This is a genomic window from Bradyrhizobium sp. UFLA06-06 (assembly GCF_054820065.1).
The window spans coordinates 1-17466 of sequence record NZ_JADFUD010000002.1 but is presented as its reverse complement, the minus strand read 5'-3'; the positions used below and the strand labels follow the sequence as shown (position 1 = coordinate 17466).

17 protein-coding genes are annotated in these 17466 nt (G+C 63.8%); 13 read left to right on the top strand and 4 right to left on the bottom strand.

The window, feature by feature from the left end; all coding sequences use genetic code 11:
* Positions 1 to 46: 46 nt before the first annotated feature.
* Positions 47 to 415 carry an ArsC family reductase gene (locus IF803_RS01880; protein ID WP_225641127.1) on the top strand — a complete coding sequence of 123 codons (369 nt, stop codon included), beginning with the start codon at positions 47 to 49 and terminating at the stop codon, positions 413 to 415.
* A gap of 154 nt (positions 416 to 569) precedes the next feature.
* Here the strand turns inward: IF803_RS01880 and IF803_RS01875 are convergent, their stop codons facing one another.
* Both IF803_RS01875 and IF803_RS01870 read right to left on the bottom strand, forming a co-directional pair.
* Positions 570 to 2360, bottom strand: a complete 1791-nt coding sequence (locus IF803_RS01875) for an adenylate/guanylate cyclase domain-containing protein (protein WP_461191071.1) — start codon at positions 2358 to 2360, stop codon at positions 570 to 572.
* 250 nt (positions 2361 to 2610) lie between these two features.
* Positions 2611 to 3228, bottom strand: a complete 618-nt coding sequence (locus IF803_RS01870; RefSeq protein ID WP_461191070.1) for a hypothetical protein — start codon at positions 3226 to 3228, stop codon at positions 2611 to 2613.
* A gap of 504 nt (positions 3229 to 3732) precedes the next feature.
* Between IF803_RS01870 and IF803_RS01865 the strand changes: the two genes are divergently transcribed.
* The 7 genes from IF803_RS01865 (at position 3733) to IF803_RS01835 (ending at position 10200) form a co-directional block, all read left to right on the top strand.
* Positions 3733 to 4488 (top strand): ABC transporter ATP-binding protein, encoded by a 756-nt coding sequence (locus tag IF803_RS01865; RefSeq protein ID WP_016839877.1) that lies wholly within the window; start codon positions 3733 to 3735, stop codon positions 4486 to 4488.
* Positions 4481 to 5224, top strand: coding sequence for an ABC transporter ATP-binding protein (locus IF803_RS01860; RefSeq protein WP_018271255.1), 744 nt, complete (start codon positions 4481 to 4483; stop codon positions 5222 to 5224). Before IF803_RS01865 ends, IF803_RS01860 begins: the two co-directional genes overlap by 8 nt.
* Before the next feature lie 40 nt (positions 5225 to 5264).
* On the top strand, positions 5265 to 6494 hold the full coding sequence (locus tag IF803_RS01855) for an ABC transporter substrate-binding protein (protein ID WP_461191069.1): 1230 nt from the start codon (positions 5265 to 5267) through the stop codon (positions 6492 to 6494).
* 64 nt (positions 6495 to 6558) lie between these two features.
* Positions 6559 to 7422: a branched-chain amino acid ABC transporter permease gene (locus IF803_RS01850; protein ID WP_016839880.1), complete on the top strand. Its 864-nt coding sequence runs from the start codon at positions 6559 to 6561 to the stop codon at positions 7420 to 7422.
* Between the two features lies 1 nt (position 7423).
* Positions 7424 to 8392 (top strand): branched-chain amino acid ABC transporter permease, encoded by a 969-nt coding sequence (locus IF803_RS01845; RefSeq protein WP_304499932.1) that lies wholly within the window; start codon positions 7424 to 7426, stop codon positions 8390 to 8392.
* Positions 8393 to 8537: 145 nt separating this feature from the next.
* Positions 8538 to 9182 (top strand): DUF47 domain-containing protein, encoded by a 645-nt coding sequence (locus IF803_RS01840; RefSeq protein ID WP_461191068.1) that lies wholly within the window; start codon positions 8538 to 8540, stop codon positions 9180 to 9182.
* A 13-nt stretch (positions 9183 to 9195) separates the two neighbouring features.
* The gene (locus IF803_RS01835; RefSeq protein ID WP_461191067.1) at positions 9196 to 10200 is read left to right on the top strand and encodes an inorganic phosphate transporter; all 1005 of its coding nucleotides are present in this window, start codon (positions 9196 to 9198) and stop codon (positions 10198 to 10200) included.
* A gap of 58 nt (positions 10201 to 10258) precedes the next feature.
* On the opposite strand, the gene sugE is transcribed toward IF803_RS01835, so the two are convergent.
* Positions 10259 to 10573, bottom strand: coding sequence for a quaternary ammonium compound efflux SMR transporter SugE (gene sugE, locus IF803_RS01830; RefSeq protein ID WP_016839884.1), 315 nt, complete (start codon positions 10571 to 10573; stop codon positions 10259 to 10261).
* 153 nt (positions 10574 to 10726) lie between these two features.
* On the opposite strand from sugE, the gene IF803_RS01825 reads away from it, so the two are divergent.
* The 5 genes from IF803_RS01825 to IF803_RS01805 all read left to right on the top strand — a co-directional run bounded on the left by IF803_RS01825 (position 10727) and on the right by IF803_RS01805 (position 16407).
* Positions 10727 to 12346 (top strand): peptide chain release factor 3, encoded by a 1620-nt coding sequence (locus tag IF803_RS01825; protein ID WP_028344765.1) that lies wholly within the window; start codon positions 10727 to 10729, stop codon positions 12344 to 12346.
* A gap of 238 nt (positions 12347 to 12584) precedes the next feature.
* Complete coding sequence (locus IF803_RS01820) at positions 12585 to 13196, top strand: hypothetical protein (RefSeq protein WP_461191066.1); 612 nt, start codon at positions 12585 to 12587, stop codon at positions 13194 to 13196.
* Positions 13197 to 13389: 193 nt separating this feature from the next.
* Entirely contained in the window at positions 13390 to 13974 is a 585-nt protein-coding gene (locus IF803_RS01815) for an NnrU family protein (RefSeq protein WP_028344769.1), read from the top strand.
* A gap of 2 nt (positions 13975 to 13976) precedes the next feature.
* A complete protein-coding gene (gene panB / locus IF803_RS01810; RefSeq protein ID WP_028344770.1) occupies positions 13977 to 14798 on the top strand; it encodes a 3-methyl-2-oxobutanoate hydroxymethyltransferase in 822 nt (273 codons plus the stop codon).
* Positions 14799 to 14808: 10 nt separating this feature from the next.
* Complete coding sequence (locus tag IF803_RS01805) at positions 14809 to 16407, top strand: class I adenylate-forming enzyme family protein (protein ID WP_461191065.1); 1599 nt, start codon at positions 14809 to 14811, stop codon at positions 16405 to 16407.
* Positions 16408 to 16696: 289 nt separating this feature from the next.
* On the opposite strand, the gene IF803_RS01800 is transcribed toward IF803_RS01805, so the two are convergent.
* Positions 16697 to 17466 (bottom strand): IS5 family transposase (locus IF803_RS01800; RefSeq protein ID WP_461191064.1); only part of this gene is annotated, 770 nt, incomplete at its 5' end.

Sequence of the window (17466 nt, the reverse complement as noted above, 5' to 3'; positions counted from 1 at the left end):
GCAGTGAGGCTAGTTTCCCCGCCGCAATCGCATGCGAGGAACGGCTTTGACCATCACCATCTACGGTATCAAGAACTGCGACACCATGAAGAAGGCGCGCAGCTGGCTCGACGATCACGGTGTCGCCTACGACTTCCACGACTACAAGACGGCCGGGATCGCCAAGGACAAGCTCAAGCAGTGGAGCGACGAGGTCGGCTGGGAGACGCTGCTCAACCGCGCCGGCACGACCTTCAAGAAGCTGCCCGATGCCGACAAGGAAGGCTTGAACGAGCGCAAGGCCCTGGCACTGATGGCCGAGCAACCCTCGATGATCAAGCGTCCGGTGCTCGATCTCGGACCGAAGCGCGTCGTCGGCTTCAAGCCGGATATCTATGCCAAGGAAGTGCCGGCGAAGGCGCGCAAGAAGGGCTGACGCGTTCGGCGCGAACCCCGGTTTGGGAATTTGAATCACAGGGGTGGGGCAATCGCAACGCTTCCAACCCGGCTTCCCGGCGCTTACTCGCAGAAGCGGACATCAACTTGCCAATAGTCCCCGCCGAGACCGTCGAAAATGACCCACTCCGACATCACCCCGTCGGTACCCCGGCCAAGTGAAACCCTTTTACCGCGCGCTTGGCACCTGCGAGAAACACCGGATTGTCGCTCACTGAAAAGCTCTTGAAGCGTTTGATAGTAAACGTCGGATTCAGCGCAAGCCCCACTTGCACGGCAGCCCACGCCTCTTCCTGCTTACCGAGAAGCGCGAGCGCAGCAGCCAGCCCAAAATGCGAGGTGGGATGATTACGGTTAGCCTCGATGCTGCGGCGGAACCAGCCGAGTGCTTCGGCGTCCGCGCTAACCTGCAACTTGGCGAAGCCGACCATCATCGACCACTGGAAGCTGAGTATATCGCGAGGAGAGAGACGAAATGCTTCACTGACATGAGTCTCGGTCTCTGCTCCGCGCCCTATAAAATACTTGGCCCAGCCGATCAGCGCGTGCGCCTCAGCTATATTTCGATCCAGCGCCAATGCTCGTTCGCACTCAGCAACGCCCTGAGCGGCTCGGCAACTACACATGAGCACGCCGCCCAACGCTAAGTGGGCAAGGGCGTGATTCGGAGCGAGTGACAGCACTTTTCCCAGCGCGGCCTCGGCCGCAACAAGATGCGCGGTTCGTTGGTCGGTAAAGAAGCTACTTCCAACGACAAGATCGACAAAAGCAATGCCGACCATCGCCTCTATATTTCCAGGATCGAGGAATAGCGCCCTTTCAAAAAAAGTCCGCGCTTGTTCCATATGTTCAGGCGTCCACCCCTTGTTCCACGAAGCTTTACCTTGGAAGCACAGATCCATGGAACCGCGATGCACAGAGCGTTCTGACCGCTGGGCCTCGAATTCCGTCAGGTGAGCATTTAGCGCATTGGCGAGATGGGACACGATCTCGTCCTGCATATCGAAAAAATCGGTGATCGGTTTGTCAAAACGATCGGCCCAAAGATGTGCCCCGGTCTCTGCGTCCACGAGCTGTACGTTCACCCGAAGTCGCTTGCCGCTTCGCTGTACCGAGCCTTCAAGCGCATAGCGAACGTTCAACTCACGACCGATCTGCCTGAGATCGATCACCTTACCTTTGTAGGTGAATGCAGTGTGTCGGCCGATAACAAATGAGCCACTGATACGTGACAAATCCGTAGTCAGGCTCTCGGTCACACCATCGACGAAGTAGTCCTGCTCTGGATCGCCACTGAGGTTGGCGAAAGGCAACACAACGATAGAAAGATGTGGTCGTGCAAGTGCGATTGATACCGCGCGCGGAGAGCTCGTTGCTCGGCTGGAGTCATCCAGCGCCACGGCATAGGCCCGAACCGGACGGCCGATGTTTTTGAGGCTCTGCTCGCCCAAATCGGTGAACCTATCCCGGATCTTGCCTTGGACTTGATCGTAGACAGCCGAGGAGATGCAGATGCCGCCGGGTGTTGCGATGCTCTCGAGCCGTGCCGCTATATTGACTCCATCGCCAAAGATGTCGTGGGGTTCGACGATTACATCACCAATGTTGACGCCCACCCGAAAAGCGATACGTCTGTCCTCCGGGTCGCCGCTGGTCAATTCGCGCACGTGCGCTTGGAATTGCATCGCTGCCCGAACCGCATCGACGGCGCTTGGAAACTCTGCCAAGAGCCCGTCGCCGGTGTTCTTCACGATGCGACCACCGTATTCTGCGATTGCTGGCTCGACGCCGTCGGCGAGAAGCGTCATCAGTTTGGCGTGCGTAGCCTCTTCGTCTTCGTGCATTAGTCGCGAATAGCCGGACACGTCGAGCGCCAGTATTGCCGATAACCTGCGCTCGATCCGAACTGGCCGCTGTGGTGCCATGGTCAACAACTCCTGTCCGGCACATTTGTACGCTTGGTCTTCTGCAGTACCAACGCGCAATACCCCCGAGAGGATGATTTCGCCCGTCGCTCCATCGAAACGACAGCTGGGCTGACCTTGTTTGCGGAGAGTATTCCGAGAGACGTTGGGGATTTCGCCTTATGGCCCATCGCGTCATTTGCTGTGGCTGCGCAAAGGCGGCCGGTATCGGCGCAAAGCCAACATCGTGCACGGTTTATAAGTACACGGTCTAAATCAGCTCGACCGAATCCTGGCTTGCTGGACGATCTGCGGGCACGAACCTGCGGTCGATCACGGCCCGGATCGTGACGACAGGCACGGCATTCGCCGTCACGCCCATCAGATTGTGCAGCCGAAATCCGCCCTCGATGCTGATTGCCTTGTACGAGCCGATGATGTGCTCGACGGCGTCGCCGCGGCCGAACGGCAGCAGCAAGCGTTCATAGGAGACGTCCTTGCCGTCGGCGTCGGCGACCTCCGCGACCGTATAGGTCGGACGCTTGTGCGCCAGGCAGGCGCGATAGGACAGGATGACGCCGGCATAGCGCTCCGGGCCGATCGCATCGTCAAGATAGCGGTTGGTTCGCAGCCGCGGTTCGACGTGCTCGTTGCCATAGACCGTCGTCAGCCGCGCGCCTTGCTGCGTGATCAGGAAGCGGGCGGCCTCGCCACTGCCGACCACGTCAAAGCTCATCATGTCGGCGCGCTCGTCGGCGCTGCCCTCGGTATGGAAGTCGCACAACAGGGGAAGCGCGTCCGGCAGGCGCAGCGCGCGCAGCCAGGCATTCAGCAGCACCCGCTGCGTGATCGACTTGACTACCGATGGATCGGCACTTCTGAATTGCATCCGCTAGCCGAATTCAAGCACATCCCCGAACGGGATGCGGCCAAGGACAAGTTCATCGATGTGCGGGATGGTTTGGCTGCGGGCATAAAGTCGCAGCCACGTGCAGTGGACATCACGTTGCGGGATCGATTTGACGACCGAAGAACTGGCGCGCTCGAAATGCAAGGCTCTAGCCATTCATCATGCAATGGCCGGAGCTTCGTCGAGGCGCGGAAATATTCTATGAAAGTGGGAGTCCGGAGCAAAACACCGTTAACGACCGCTTTCCCGAGGCGCAAAGCGCGCCGAAATGCCATTCGACTAAGGATCAACCGGAACCGGTCACGCGGATGCCGCACTGCACAGCTTTCCACCTTGCGTAACCGCCGCAGATGACGGCATATTCCGGCCCGGAGGCGACAGGCCCCGGACGGTTTCCAAGACGGATCGGACGCCTGTCGGACACGAAAAAAGCTGGCCACGCGGGCGAGGGGCTTCGCAGCGATGGCGTATGGGGGAATCTATTTGGCCGATGAGTTCATCCTCGAAACCAGCGGATTGACCAAGGAATTCGCGGGTTTCTTCGCCGTTCGCGACGTCGCGTTGAAAGTGCGTCGGGGCAGTATCCATGCGTTGATCGGGCCGAACGGCGCCGGCAAGACGACCTGTTTCAATCTGCTGACCAAATTCCTGAAGCCGTCGGCAGGCCAGATTCGCTACAAGGGCCACGACATCACCGCGATGCCGCCGGCCGACGTTGCGCGCCTCGGGCTGGTCCGTTCGTTTCAGATTTCGGCGGTATTTCCGCATCTGACCGCGCTCGAGAACGTTCGCGTGGCGCTGCAGCGGCAACACGGTTCGTCGTTCGATTTCTGGCGTTCGAAAAGCGTGCTCGACCGCTTCAATCCGCGCGCCCACGAGCTCCTGAACGACGTCGGCTTGAGCGAATTCGCCAACACGCCGGCGGTCGAGATGCCGTACGGCCGCAAGCGCGCACTTGAAATTGCAACGACGCTCGCGCTCGACCCCGAGATGATGCTGCTCGACGAGCCGATGGCCGGCATGGGCCACGAGGACATCGACAAGATCGCGGCGCTGATCAAGCGGATCTCCGCGAAATACACCATCCTGATGGTCGAACATAACCTCTCGGTGGTGGCCAACCTCTCTGACATCATCACCGTGCTGACGCGCGGGCAGGTGCTGGCGGAGGGCAACTACGCCGACCTCTCCAAGGACGAGCGCGTGAAGGAAGCCTATCTGGGAGCGGGTCATGGCTGAGGCAAAACTGGCGGAGAAGCCCGTGGCTGCGGCCGGCGCCGACGTGCTGACGGTCAAGGATCTGCAGGCCTGGTACGGCGAATCCCACATCCTGCACGGCATCAATTTCAACGTGAAGGCCGGCGAGGTGGTGACGCTGCTCGGCCGCAACGGCGCCGGCAAGACCACCACGTTGAAGTCGGTGATGGGCGTCATCGGCAAGCGCTCCGGCTCGATCCGCTTCGACAATCAGGAAATCATCCGCGCCACCTCGGACCGGATTGCGCGGCTCGGCATCGCATTCTGTCCCGAGGAGCGCGGCATTTTCGCCAGCCTCGACGTGCGCGAGAACCTGCTGCTGCCGCCGGTGGTGCGCCCGGGCGGCCTGCCGCTCGACCAGATCTTCACGCTGTTTCCCAACCTGAAGGAGCGCCTCACCAGCCAGGGCACCAAGCTCTCGGGCGGCGAGCAGCAGATGCTGGCGATTGCGCGCATCCTGCGGACCGGCGCGCGCTTCCTGATGCTGGACGAGCCGACCGAAGGCTTGGCGCCGGTCATCATTCAGCAGATCGGGCACACCATTGCGCGCCTGAAGTCGCAGGGATTCACCATCCTGTTGGTCGAACAGAATTTCCGTTTCGCCTCGACCGTTGCGGACCGCTACTACATTGTCGAGCACGGCAAGGTGATCGACGGCTTCGCCAATTCCGAGCTGTCGGCCAACATGGACAAGCTCCATACCTATCTCGGCGTCTGATATCGCCAGAACCAGAAAATTTAAGACGAGGGAATACGACATGAAGAACAAGATTTCGGCGCTCCTGCTCGGCACCGCGATGGTGCTCTCGGCTGCAAGCGTCGCCTCCGCTCAGGAAAAGCTCGACAAGACGGTCAAGATCGGCGTGCTGTCGGATCAGTCCGGTCTCTACGCCGACCTCGCCGGTCCCGGCTCGGTGCTGGCGGCGCAGATGGCGGCCGAGGATTCCGGCCTCAAGGCGAAGGGCTGGACCATCGACGTGATCTCCGGCGACCACCAGAACAAGCCCGATATCGGCACCACCATCGCGCGCCAGTGGTTCGACGTCGACAAGGTCGACACCATCGCCGACGTGCCGAATTCCGGCGTCGCGCTCGCGGTCAACAACGTCGTGAAGGAAAAGAACGGCGTCTACATCAATTCGGGCGCCGCCACTTCGGATCTCACCAACGCGCAGTGCTCGCCGAATACGGTGCACTGGACCTACGACACCTACATGCTCGCCCACGCCACCGGCCAGGCGCTGGTGAAGGCGGGCGGGGACACCTGGTTCTTCCTCACCGCGGATTACGCGTTCGGCGCGGCGCTCGAGCGCGACACCACGGCCGTCGTCACCGCCAATGGCGGCAAGGTGGTCGGCGGCGTCAAGCATCCGCTCAACACCGCTGACTTCTCCTCCTTCCTGCTGCAGGCGCAGGCCTCCAAGGCCAAGATCATCGGCCTCGCCAATGCCGGCGGCGACACCACCAACTCGATCAAGCAGGCGGCGGAGTTCGGCATCGTCAAGGGCGGCCAGAAGCTCGCGGCGCTGCTGCTGTTCCTCACCGACGTCAAGGCGATCGGGCTCGAGACCGCGCAGGGCCTCAACTTCACCGAGACGTTCTACTGGGACCTCAACGACAAGACCCGCGCCTTCTCCAAGCGCTTCTCGGAGCGGATGAAGAACAGCGCGCCCCCGACCATGGTGCAGGCCGGCGTCTATGCGGGCCTCATCCATTACTTCAAGGCGCTGGAAGCGCTCGGCGGCAATCCGCATGACGGCGCCAAGGTGGTCGCGAAGATGAAGACGATCCCGACCGACGATCCGCTGTTCGGCAAGGGCGAGGTCGAGGCCAACGGCCGCGTCACCCACGACGCCTATCTGTTCGAGGTGAAGAAGCCCTCGGAGTCCAAGGGACCGTGGGACTTCTACAAGCTGGTCGGCACCGTGCCGGGCAACCAGGCCTTCACGCCGCTCGACAAGAGCACCTGCGCGCTTCTGAAGAAGTGACGATCATGCCCGCCGGCCATGCGCGTGGCCGGCGGGCTTCATCTATCTAGCGAAAGCTCATTCGATGCAGGCTCTCTACGCACAGCTTCTGGTGGGACTGATCAACGGCTCGTTCTACGCGCTGCTCAGTCTGGGGCTCGCCGTCATCTTCGGCATGCTCAACATCATCAATTTCGCGCATGGCGCGCTCTACATGATGGGCGCCTTCGTGGCGTATTTCCTGCTCAACCTGGGCGGCATCAATTACTGGTGGGCGCTGATCATCGCACCCGTCGTGGTCGGCATCTTCGGCATGATCCTCGAGCGGACCATGCTGCAATGGCTGACCGGCCTCGATCATCTCTACGGACTGCTGCTGACCTTCGGCATCGCGCTGATCGTGCAGGGCGTGTTCCAGAACTATTTCGGCTCCTCGGGCCTGCCTTACTCGATCCCGGATCAGCTCAAGGGCGGCGTCAATCTCGGCTTCATGTTCCTGCCGATCTATCGCGGCTGGGTCGTCATCTTCTCGCTCGTGGTGTGCCTTGCGACCTGGTTCCTGATCGAGAAGACGCAGCTCGGCGCCTACCTGCGCGCCGCGACCGAGAACCCGACGCTGGTGCGCGCATTCGGCATCAACGTGCCGCGCATGATCACGCTGACCTACGGGCTCGGCGTCGGTCTCGCCGCACTCGCCGGCGTGCTGTCGGCGCCGATCAACCAGGTCCGCCCGCTGATGGGCGCCGATCTCATCATCGTGGTGTTCGCGGTGGTCGTGATCGGCGGCATGGGCTCGATCATGGGCTCGATCATCACCGGCTTCGCGCTCGGCGTGATCGAGGGACTGACCAAGTATTTTTATCCCGAGGCCTCCAACACCGTGGTGTTTGTCCTGATGGTGGTGGTGTTGCTGGTGAAGCCAACGGGACTGACGGGACGGGCGGCTTGATATGTCAGCATTGACCGACGATACACTTCCGATCACGCCGCGCGCGATGCGCGACGAGATGATCGTATTCGCCGCGATGGCGCTGCTGCTGGCGATCGTGCCGTGGACGGGGATCTACCCGTTCTTCGTCATGCAGGCGCTGTGCTTCGCGCTGCTCGCCTGCGCTTTCAACCTCCTGATCGGCTATGGCGGCCTGCTGTCGTTCGGCCACGCGATGTTCCTCGGCACCGCCGGCTACGTCTCGGCGCATGCGCTGAAGGTGTGGGGGCTGTCGCCCGAGCTCGGCATCCTGGTCGGCACCGCGGCCGCGGCCTTGCTCGGCCTGGTCACCGGCTTCATCTCGATCCGCCGCCAGGGCATCTATTTCTCGATGATCACGCTGGCGCTGTCGCAGCTGCTCTACTTCATCTACCTGCAGGCGCCGTTCACCCATGGTGAGGACGGCATCCAGGGCATCCCGCAGGGCCACCTGCTCGGGATCTTCGACCTGTCGAAGCCGCTGGTGCTCTATTACGTCGTGCTGGTCGGCTTCCTCGCCGGCTTCCTGCTGATCTACCGCACCATCAACTCGCCGTTCGGCGAGGTGCTGAAGTCGATCCGCGAGAACGAGCCGCGCGCGATCTCGCTCGGCTACAAGACCGACCAGTACAAGATGCTGGCCTACATCCTGTCGGGCACGCTGGCGGGCTTTGCCGGCTCGCTGAAGGTGTTCGTGGCGCAGAACGCCTCGCTCACCGACGTGCACTGGTCGATGTCCGGTGAAATCGTGCTGATGACGCTGGTCGGCGGTCTCGGTACCATCTTCGGCCCGGTGGTCGGCGCCTTCGTGATCATCGCCATGCAGCAATATCTCGCCGGTTTCGGCCAGTGGGTAACGGTGATCCAGGGCGTGATCTTCGTGGCCTGCGTGCTGCTGTTCCGGCGCGGCTTGGTCGGTGAGCTGGCCCATTTGTTGCGGCGGTCGCTGTAGGGCAGGTCTCGGCGATTTTCGGCCGACATAGCGGTGGACGACCGTCCGTTTGGGCGGTCGATCCCGGTGCTTTCCCCGCCAGATGCTCTATGACAGTTCTGTGACAGCCGCTAAAAGGGCTGTCCCGGAATGATGGAACTGAGACATGCTGCGGTGGTTTCGCGCTTTCCTGCCCAAGGAAGAGCGCTTTTTCGACCTGTTCGCCCGCCACGCCCAGACCTCCGTGCAGTGCGCATTGGCGTTGCAGGACATGCTGAAGGGCGGGGAGGAGACGCCCGTCTTTTGCCAGCGCGTCAATCAATTCGAGAACGACGCCGATAGCGTCACCCGCGAGGTCCTGACCGCGGTTCGCCGCACCTTCATCACCCCGTTCGATCGCGGCGATATCAAAAACCTGATCACCTCGATGGACGACGCCGTCGACCAGATGCAGGCGACCGCAAAGGCGGTCATGCTGTTCGAGGTGCGCGAGTTCGAGCCGCCGATGCGCGAGATCGGCACGCTTATCGTGGAATGCGCCAATCTGGTGGTCCGCGCGCTGCCCTTGCTGCAGGCGATCGGCCAGAACGTCTCGATGCTGACCCAGATCACCGAGGAACTGACCAAGCTCGAGGGCCGGGTCGACGATCTCCATGATATCGGGCTCAAGGAGCTGTTCCTGAAGCACCGCAACGCCAACACGATGGACTTCATCGTCGGCGCGGAGATCTACGACCATCTCGAGAAGGTGGCTGACCGTTTCGACGACGTCGCCAACGAGATCAACTCGATCGTGATCGAGCAAGTGTAGAGCGGGGCATCACGTGGACGCCACGCTGGGTCTTCCAATTCTGACCATCCTGATCGCGGTCGCGCTGCTGTTCGACTTCCTGAACGGCCTGCACGATGCCGCGAACTCGATCGCGACCATCGTCTCGACCCGCGTGCTGCGGCCGCAATACGCGGTGTTCTGGGCCGCGTTCTTCAACTTCGTCGCGTTCCTGGTATTCGGCCTGCACGTTGCCAATACCATCGGCACCGGGATCATCGAGCCGTCGGTGGTGGATGCGACCGTGATCTTCGCAGCATTGGTCGGCGCGATCGTCTGGAACGTGATCACCTGGGCGCTGGGCATTCCGTCATCGAGCTCGCACGCGCTGATCGGCGGCCTGGTCGGCGCCGGCATGGCGAAGGCGGGCATTTCGGCGGCGGTGTGGAGCGGGCTCTCCAAGACCTTGCTCGCGATCGTGCTGTCGCCGCTGGTCGGCTTCCTGCTGGCGCTGGTGCTGGTCGCGGTCGTGTCCTGGCTCTCGGTGCGCTCGACGCCGTTCGCGGTCGATCGCGCCTTCCGCATCCTGCAGTTCGCTTCGGCGTCGCTCTATTCGCTCGGCCATGGCGGCAACGACGCGCAGAAGACCATGGGCATCATTGCCGTGCTGCTCTATTCACAGGGCCATCTCGGCGACACCTTCGAGATTCCGTTCTGGGTGGTGCTGGCCTGCCAGAGCGCGATGGCGCTGGGCACGCTGATGGGCGGCTGGCGGATCGTCCGCACCATGGGGCTGCGGATCACCAAGCTGACGCCGATGCAGGGTTTTTGCGCCGAAACCGGCGGCGCCGCGACGCTGTTCATGGCGACCTATCTCGGGGTTCCCGTATCGACCACGCACACCATCACCGGCGCCATTGTCGGCGTCGGCGCCGCACGGCGGCTCTCCGCCGTGCGCTGGAATGTGGCGAGCTCGATCGTTTACGCCTGGGTGATCACGATCCCGGCGTCGGCTGCGGTCGCAGCCGCGAGCTATTGGGCGGTGCAGATTCTGAAGTAGCGTTTTCGAGCGAAGTGGAAGCCGGTTCGCGTTAGGAAAACGCGACCCAAGGAAGTCATCAGCCGACCAGCTTCAGCCCGACGATGCCGGCAACGATCAGCCCGATGCTGGCCAGCCGCATCGCGGTCGCGGGTTCACCGAGCAGGATGATGCCGAGCGCCGCGGTGCCGACCGCGCCGATCCCGGTCCAGACCGCGTAGGCGGTTCCAATCGGCAGCGTCTTGAGCGCGAGGCCGAGCAGGATCACGCTGCCGGCCATCGCCGCCAGCGTCAGCACCGACGGCACCAGCCGCGAGAAACCTTCGGTATATTTCAGCCCGATCGCCCAGCCGATCTCGAGCAGGCCAGCGGTGAACAGAATGGTCCAAGCCATCACGAACCCTCCAGATAAGGCAGGGTCGTCCCCGCGAATGGTATGGTGAGGAGAAGGTCGTCCTTCCGGTGCCTATATGGGGAAGGTGCGGCCGTTCCGCATTGCGACAAAACGCCCTTGATTGCGCCCGTTTTCCCTGCCAAATGCCCCGCCATGTCCGACATTTCAGTTTCAGCCGAATCGCCGTCCCGCTCGCCGCTTTCAGAGGAAGTGGCGCGACGGCGCACCTTTGCGATCATCTCGCACCCGGACGCCGGCAAGACCACGCTGACGGAAAAGCTGCTGCTGTTCGGCGGCGCCATCAATCTCGCGGGCCAGGTCAAGGCCAAGGGCGAGCGGCGCAACACGCGCTCGGACTGGATGAAGATCGAGCGCGAGCGCGGCATTTCGGTCGTCACCTCGGTGATGACCTTCGAGTTCAACGACCTCGTGTTCAACCTCTTGGACACGCCGGGCCACGAGGACTTTTCGGAAGATACCTATCGCACGCTGACCGCGGTCGATTCCGCGGTCATGGTGATCGACGCCGCGAAGGGCATCGAGGCGCGCACGCGAAAACTGTTCGAGGTGTGCCGGCTGCGCGACATCCCGATCATCACCTTCATCAACAAGATGGACCGCGAGAGCCGCGACACGTTCGAGCTCCTGGACGAGATCGAGAAGACGCTGGCGCTCGACACCACGCCGATGACCTGGCCGGTCGGCCGCGGCCGCGACTTCCTCGGCACCTATGACGTCGTCAACGGCGGCGTGCGGCTGCTCGAGGGCGGCGGCGCCAAGACCGGCGCCACCGAGCAGATCGACATCGCCGATCTCGGCAAGCGCAATCCCAATCTCGACGTCGCCGAGGTCAAGGACGAGCTCGCGCTGGCGTCGGAGGCCTGCAAGCCGTTCGAGCTCGCGGCGTTCCGCGAAGGCCATCTGACGCCGGTCTATTTCGGCAGCGCGCTGCGCAATTTCGGCGTCGGCGATTTGCTGGAAGGCCTCGGCAAGTTCGCTCCGGCGCCGCGCGCGCAGGATTCGGATCTGCGCAAGGTCGAAGCCGCCGAGCCGCGCATGAGCGCCTTCGTGTTCAAGATCCAGGCCAACATGGATCCGAACCACCGCGACCGCATCGCCTTCGCCCGGCTGTGCTCGGGCAAGCTCAGCCGCGGCATGAAGGCCAAGCTGGTGCGCACCGGCAAGAACATGAGCCTGTCGAGCCCGCAGTTCTTCTTCGCGCAGGACCGCTCGGTCGCCGACGAGGCCTTTGCCGGCGACGTCGTCGGCATTCCGAACCACGGCACGCTGCGGATCGGTGACACCCTGACCGAGGGCGAGGATCTGACCTTCGTCGGCGTGCCGAGCTTCGCGCCGGAAATCGTCCGCCGCGTCCGGCTCACCGATGCGATGAAGGCCAAGAAGCTGAAGGAAGCCTTGCAGCAGATGTCGGAGGAGGGCGTCGTGCAGGTGTTCCGCCCGCGCGACGGCGCGCCGGCGCTGGTCGGGGTGGTCGGCCCGCTGCAGCTCGACGTGCTGAAGGCGCGGCTCGATGCCGAATATTCGCTGCCGGTCGAGTTCGAGATCTCTGAATTCTCGCTGGCGCGCTGGATCTCGTCCGACGACCGCAAGCAGCTCGACGCGTTCATCGCCGCCAACAATTCCGGCATCGCCGACGACGTCGACGGCGATCCCGTGTTCATGGCCAAGAACGAGTTCTATCTCGGCTACACCCGCGAGCGCGCCGAGGGCATCACCTTCTCCAACGTCAAGGACGTGAAGAAGAAGGCGTAGCGCGGCATACGCATCGCGCCGCATCTTCGGTGTCGTCCCCCGGCTCGACCGGGGGACCCAGTACGCCGCGGCCTGTCCGTTACCCGCTGCCGCCTCTGGAATACTGGATCGCCCGGTCGAGCCGGGCGATGACAGCGAGGTTGTGGCGCGAAAAGCGCGAGGACGTGAACCGGCCCCCGCTTGATGCCCTCCGGCTGCGGCACCATTTTCCCCGGAAGCGCAATCCGGGTCCATCTGCATGCTCCGACGCGTCGCCATCTGCCTCGCTTTTGCCGTGCTGGCCTTTGCCCTCGCGGGCTTGGCCTCTGCGCGGCAGCGGCATCAGACCAACCCGGTGCCGTTCGCCCACACACCCTGCAGCGTGCTCGACAGCGGACCCTGCATCCCATCCTATTGCAGCGTGTTCAACCACGGGCCGTGCCTGCCCGAGATCGATTATCCGTACGGCGAAAATCTCCAGCTCACGATCCTCACGGTGCCGCCGCAGGACCAGGCCGAGAAGTACCGCAAGCCGGATCATGATCTCGATACCATCGGCGATCTCTTCGCTGCGCTGCGCGCCTGCTGGGCGCCGCCGCCGCCGGACGACGCGCGCGAGGGCATGCAGATGTCGGTGCGCTTCAGCTTCAAGCGGACCGGCGAGATGATCGGCACGCCGCGCCTGACATTTTCGACGCGGGGCATCCCGTCCGACACCCGCACCACCTACCTCAACGCGATCAATTCCTCACTGGATGCCTGCCTGCCGCTGAAATTCACCGGCGGATTGGGCGGGGCGCTGGCCGGCCGTCCGATCATGATCCGCTATGTCGACAACCGCGAGCTGGCCAAATCGGCCGACAAGCCTTGATGGCACCGTCATTCCGGGGCGATGCGAAGCATCGAACCCGGAATCTGGAGGTTGGCTTGCGCGCCCGATTACCTCGAGATTCCGGGTTCGCGCTTTCAGCGCGCCCCGGAATGACGGTGTAGAGTGCAGCGCATTGCTTTTCGCGGCCCGAAGGTGATACGCGAAGGCATTGATCGATCAGGGGAGGAACATCGTGGGACTGCTCGTCATGATCCTGGGTCTCGTGCTGTTCCTCGGCGTCCATGTGCTGACGAGCCTGCGCGAGATGCGTGCCGGCCTGATCAAGGCGATGGGCGAGGGCGTCTACAAGATCGCCTATTCGCTCGCCTCCGCGGCCGGGCTCGTGCTGATCATCTGGGGCTTTGCGCATTATCGCGCGACCGGATGGATCGACGTCTGGACGCCGCCGACCGCGTTCAAGCACATCGCCGTGGCGCTGATGCTGCCCGCCGTCATCCTCGTCGTCGCCTCCTATGTCCGCGGCCGCATCTACACGACGCTGAAGCATCCGATGCTCGCCGGCGTGAAGCTGTGGGCGTTCGCGCATCTGCTCGCCAATGGCGACCTCGGCTCGATCATCCTGTTCGGCTCGTTTCTCGGCTGGGCGGTCTATGACCGCATCTCGCTGAAGCGCCGTGCGGATGCCGGCGCGCCGCCGATTCCGGTGGGCGGCCCAACCAACGACCTGATCGCGATCGCGGTCGGTGTCATCGTCTATCTGGCGCTGGCGTTTGCGTTCCACCCGGTCGTGATCGGCGTGCCTGTCATGGGAGCCTGACTATGTCTGTTCAATCCGCCATCAAGCGCAAGACCGCGCCCGATCTGCGCGCCCGCAAGAACGGCGAGCCGATCGTGATGCTGACGTCCTATCATGCGCACACCGCGGCGCTGGTCGACCGTCATTGCGACGCCATCCTGGTCGGCGATTCCCTCGGCAACGTCATGCACGGCTTCGAGACGACGGTGCCGGTGACCCTCGACATGATGATCCTGCAGGGCCGCGCGGTGATGCGCGGCTCGCAAGCCGCGCTCGTCGTGGTGGATATGCCGTTCGGCTCCTATGAGGGTTCGAAGGAGCAGGCGTTCCAGTCCGCGGTGCGGATCATGAAGGAGACGCTATGCGGCGCGGTCAAGCTCGAGGGCGGCGCGCGGATGGCGGAGACGGTGGCGTTCCTGTCCGACCGCGGCATTCCGGTGATGGGCCATATCGGTCTGACGCCGCAGTCGATCAACACGCTCGGCTCGTTCCGCGCGCAGGGCCGCGAGGAGGAGAACTGGGCACCGATCGAGAACGACGCCAGGGCGATCGCGGAGGCGGGCGCGTTCTCGATCGTCGTCGAGGCGGTCGCCGAACCGCTGGCGCGCAAGATCACGCAGTCGATCGCCGTGCCCACCATCGGCATCGGCGCCAGCGCGGCCTGCGACGGCCAGGTGCTGGTGCTGGAGGACATGCTCGGCCTGTCGCCGCGGGCGCCGAAATTCGTGCGCCGCTATGGCAATCTCGGTCCGATGATCGAGGAGGCGATCGCCGGCTATGCGCGCGACGTGAAGAGCCGCGCATTCCCTGGGCCGGAGCACGTCTACGGCATGAAGAAGAGCTGACGGGGCAGACATGGACTGGTCGCAGCACGCAATTCCGCCGATGCGGCTCGAGCCGCGCTTCGGCGACCGCGTCGTGCCGGCTTTCCCGGAGCGGCCCGGCAGCCTGTGGGCGATGATCGCGGACGCCGTTGCGCAGAACGGCGACGGCGAGGCGCTGGTCTGCGGCGCGACGCGCCTGAGCTGGCGCGAGGTCGCGGAGAAATCGGCCAAGGTCGCGGCGGGCTTTGCCAAACTCGGCCTTGCGCCCGGCGACCGCGTCGCGATCCTGCTCGGCAACCGTATCGAATTCGTGCTGACGATGTTCGCCGCGGCGCATGCCGGGCTGGTCACGGTGCTGCTCTCGACGCGCCAGCAGAAGCCCGAGATCGCCTATGTGCTGAACGATTGCGGCGCCACTCTTCTGGTCCATGAGGCCAGGCTTGCCGACCGCGTCCCCGATGCGGCCGACATTCCCGGCCTCAAGCATCGCATCTCCGTCAGCGACGACGGCGCATCGCAATTCGCTGGCCTCGCCGACAACGCGCAGGCCCAGGCGCCGGCACAGGTGCGGGAAGAGGACACCGCGATGATCCTCTACACCTCGGGCACCACCGGCCGGCCGAAGGGCGCCATGCTCGCTCATTGCAACATCATCCACTCCTCGATGGTGTTCGCCTCGTGCCTCAAGCTGACCAGGGCTGATCGCTCGATCGCGGCGGTCCCGCTCGCGCATGTCACCGGCGCGGTCGCCAACATCACCACGATGGCACGCTGCGCCGGCGCGCTGATCGTTATGCCGGAGTTCAAGGCCTCGGAATATCTGAAGGTCGCGGCGCGCGAGCGCGTCACCTACACGGTGATGGTGCCGGCGATGTACAATCTCTGCCTGATGCAGCCGGATTTCGACAGCTACGACCTGTCGAGCTGGCGGATCGGCGGCTTCGGCGGCGCGCCGATGCCGGTCGCAACCATCGAAAAACTCGACGCCAAGATTCCCGGGCTGAAGCTTGCGAATTGCTACGGCGCGACCGAGACCACGTCGCCCTCGACGCTGATGCCGGGCGAACTGACCGCCGCCCATATCGACAGCGTCGGCCTGCCGTGCCCCGGCGCCGAGATCATCGTGATGGGCGCCGACGGCCGCGAACTGCCGCGCGGCGAGATCGGCGAGCTCTGGATCCGCAGCGCCTCGGTCATCAAGGGCTACTGGAACAATCCGAAGGCGACCGCGGAGAGTTTCACGGCCGGCTTCTGGCATTCCGGCGATCTCGGTTCGATCGATACGAAGAACTTCATCCGCGTGTTCGACCGCCAGAAGGACATGATCAACCGCGGCGGCCTGAAGATCTATTCCGCCGAGGTCGAGTCCGTCCTGGCCGGCCATCCCGCCGTGGTCGAGAGCGCGATCATCGCAAAACCGTGCCCGGTGCTCGGCGAGCGCGTGCACGCCGTGATCGTGACCCGCACGGACGTGAATACGGAGAACCTGCGCGCCTGGTGCGCCGAGCGGCTCTCGGACTACAAGGTGCCGGAGACCATGGCGCTGACATCAGACCCGCTGCCGCGCAACGCCAACGGCAAGGTGATCAAGCGCCAGATCAGGGAGAGCTTGTCGGCGGGGGCGCCGTAGTGCGACGCCAACGTGCCCTCCGCTAACTCGGTGCACCTCTCCCGCTTGCGGGGGGAGGTCGGCGCGCGCAGCGCGGCGGGTGGGGGCTCTCGCGCCAATGGGACTCTATCTCTGCTCCGACTCGCGGAGACCCCCCCACCCCAACCCTCCCCCGCTTGCGAGGGCTTTGCGCAATTGGGCGTGCGCGGGTGCAGGCCAGTGTCAGGCATTTTTTTGCGTGGCTTCTGGGGGCGCGCGGGAGTGGACAGCTTCGTTTGGGCGGCCGATTGACGGCATTGCGGAGCGGCGGTCACAGCGCAACACCCGTTGGACGCAGCATTGCCCATCGTTTGAGGTTCATGGCGAGGCAGAGAAGATGCAGATGGGTCTGATTGCGTGCCAAGCCCAGATAGCGAGCGCGCGCCCAGCCATAGACGCCCTTGAGGCGCGCGAAGACCTGCTCGACCGGGGCGCGGCGCCGTCCCACGGCGTCGTTGAAGCGCTTCTGACGCGCGGTCAGGGGATGATGCTTGTTGGGCCGGAACATCAGCCGCGGCTTGATGCCCCGGGCCGCGAGGAGGGCGCGGCGCTCGTGCTTGTCATAGGCCTGGTCGGCGTAGACCGCCTTCTCGTCGCCGCAGATCAACTCGTCGGCCGGCACCGTGTCGTTGACCGCGGCGTCGGTCAGCTTGCTGCGACGGATGATCGCCGAGCCCTGGTCGACGCCGACATGCGCCTTGTAGCCGAAGTACCGCTTGCCACCCTTCTTGGTCCATCGCGCATCCGCATCCCGCTCGCTGTTGACCAGCTTGCTCGGCGCACGCCCGTCCGGGCCGAGCGGCAGCGGGTCTTTCGGCGGCTTCGGCGGCTTCACCGCCGCCGGGATCAGGCTCGCATCGATCAATGTGCCCCGGCGCAGCACCAGCCCGCGCGCGTCGATCTGGCGCAGGATCTCGCCGAACAGCCTCTCCTCCAGATCGGCCTGCTGCAAAGCTTCGCGGAAGCGCCAGATCGTCGTGTGGTCGGGCGTCTCGTCACCGAGCACAAAGCCGCAGAATTCGCGGAACGAGGCCCGATCAT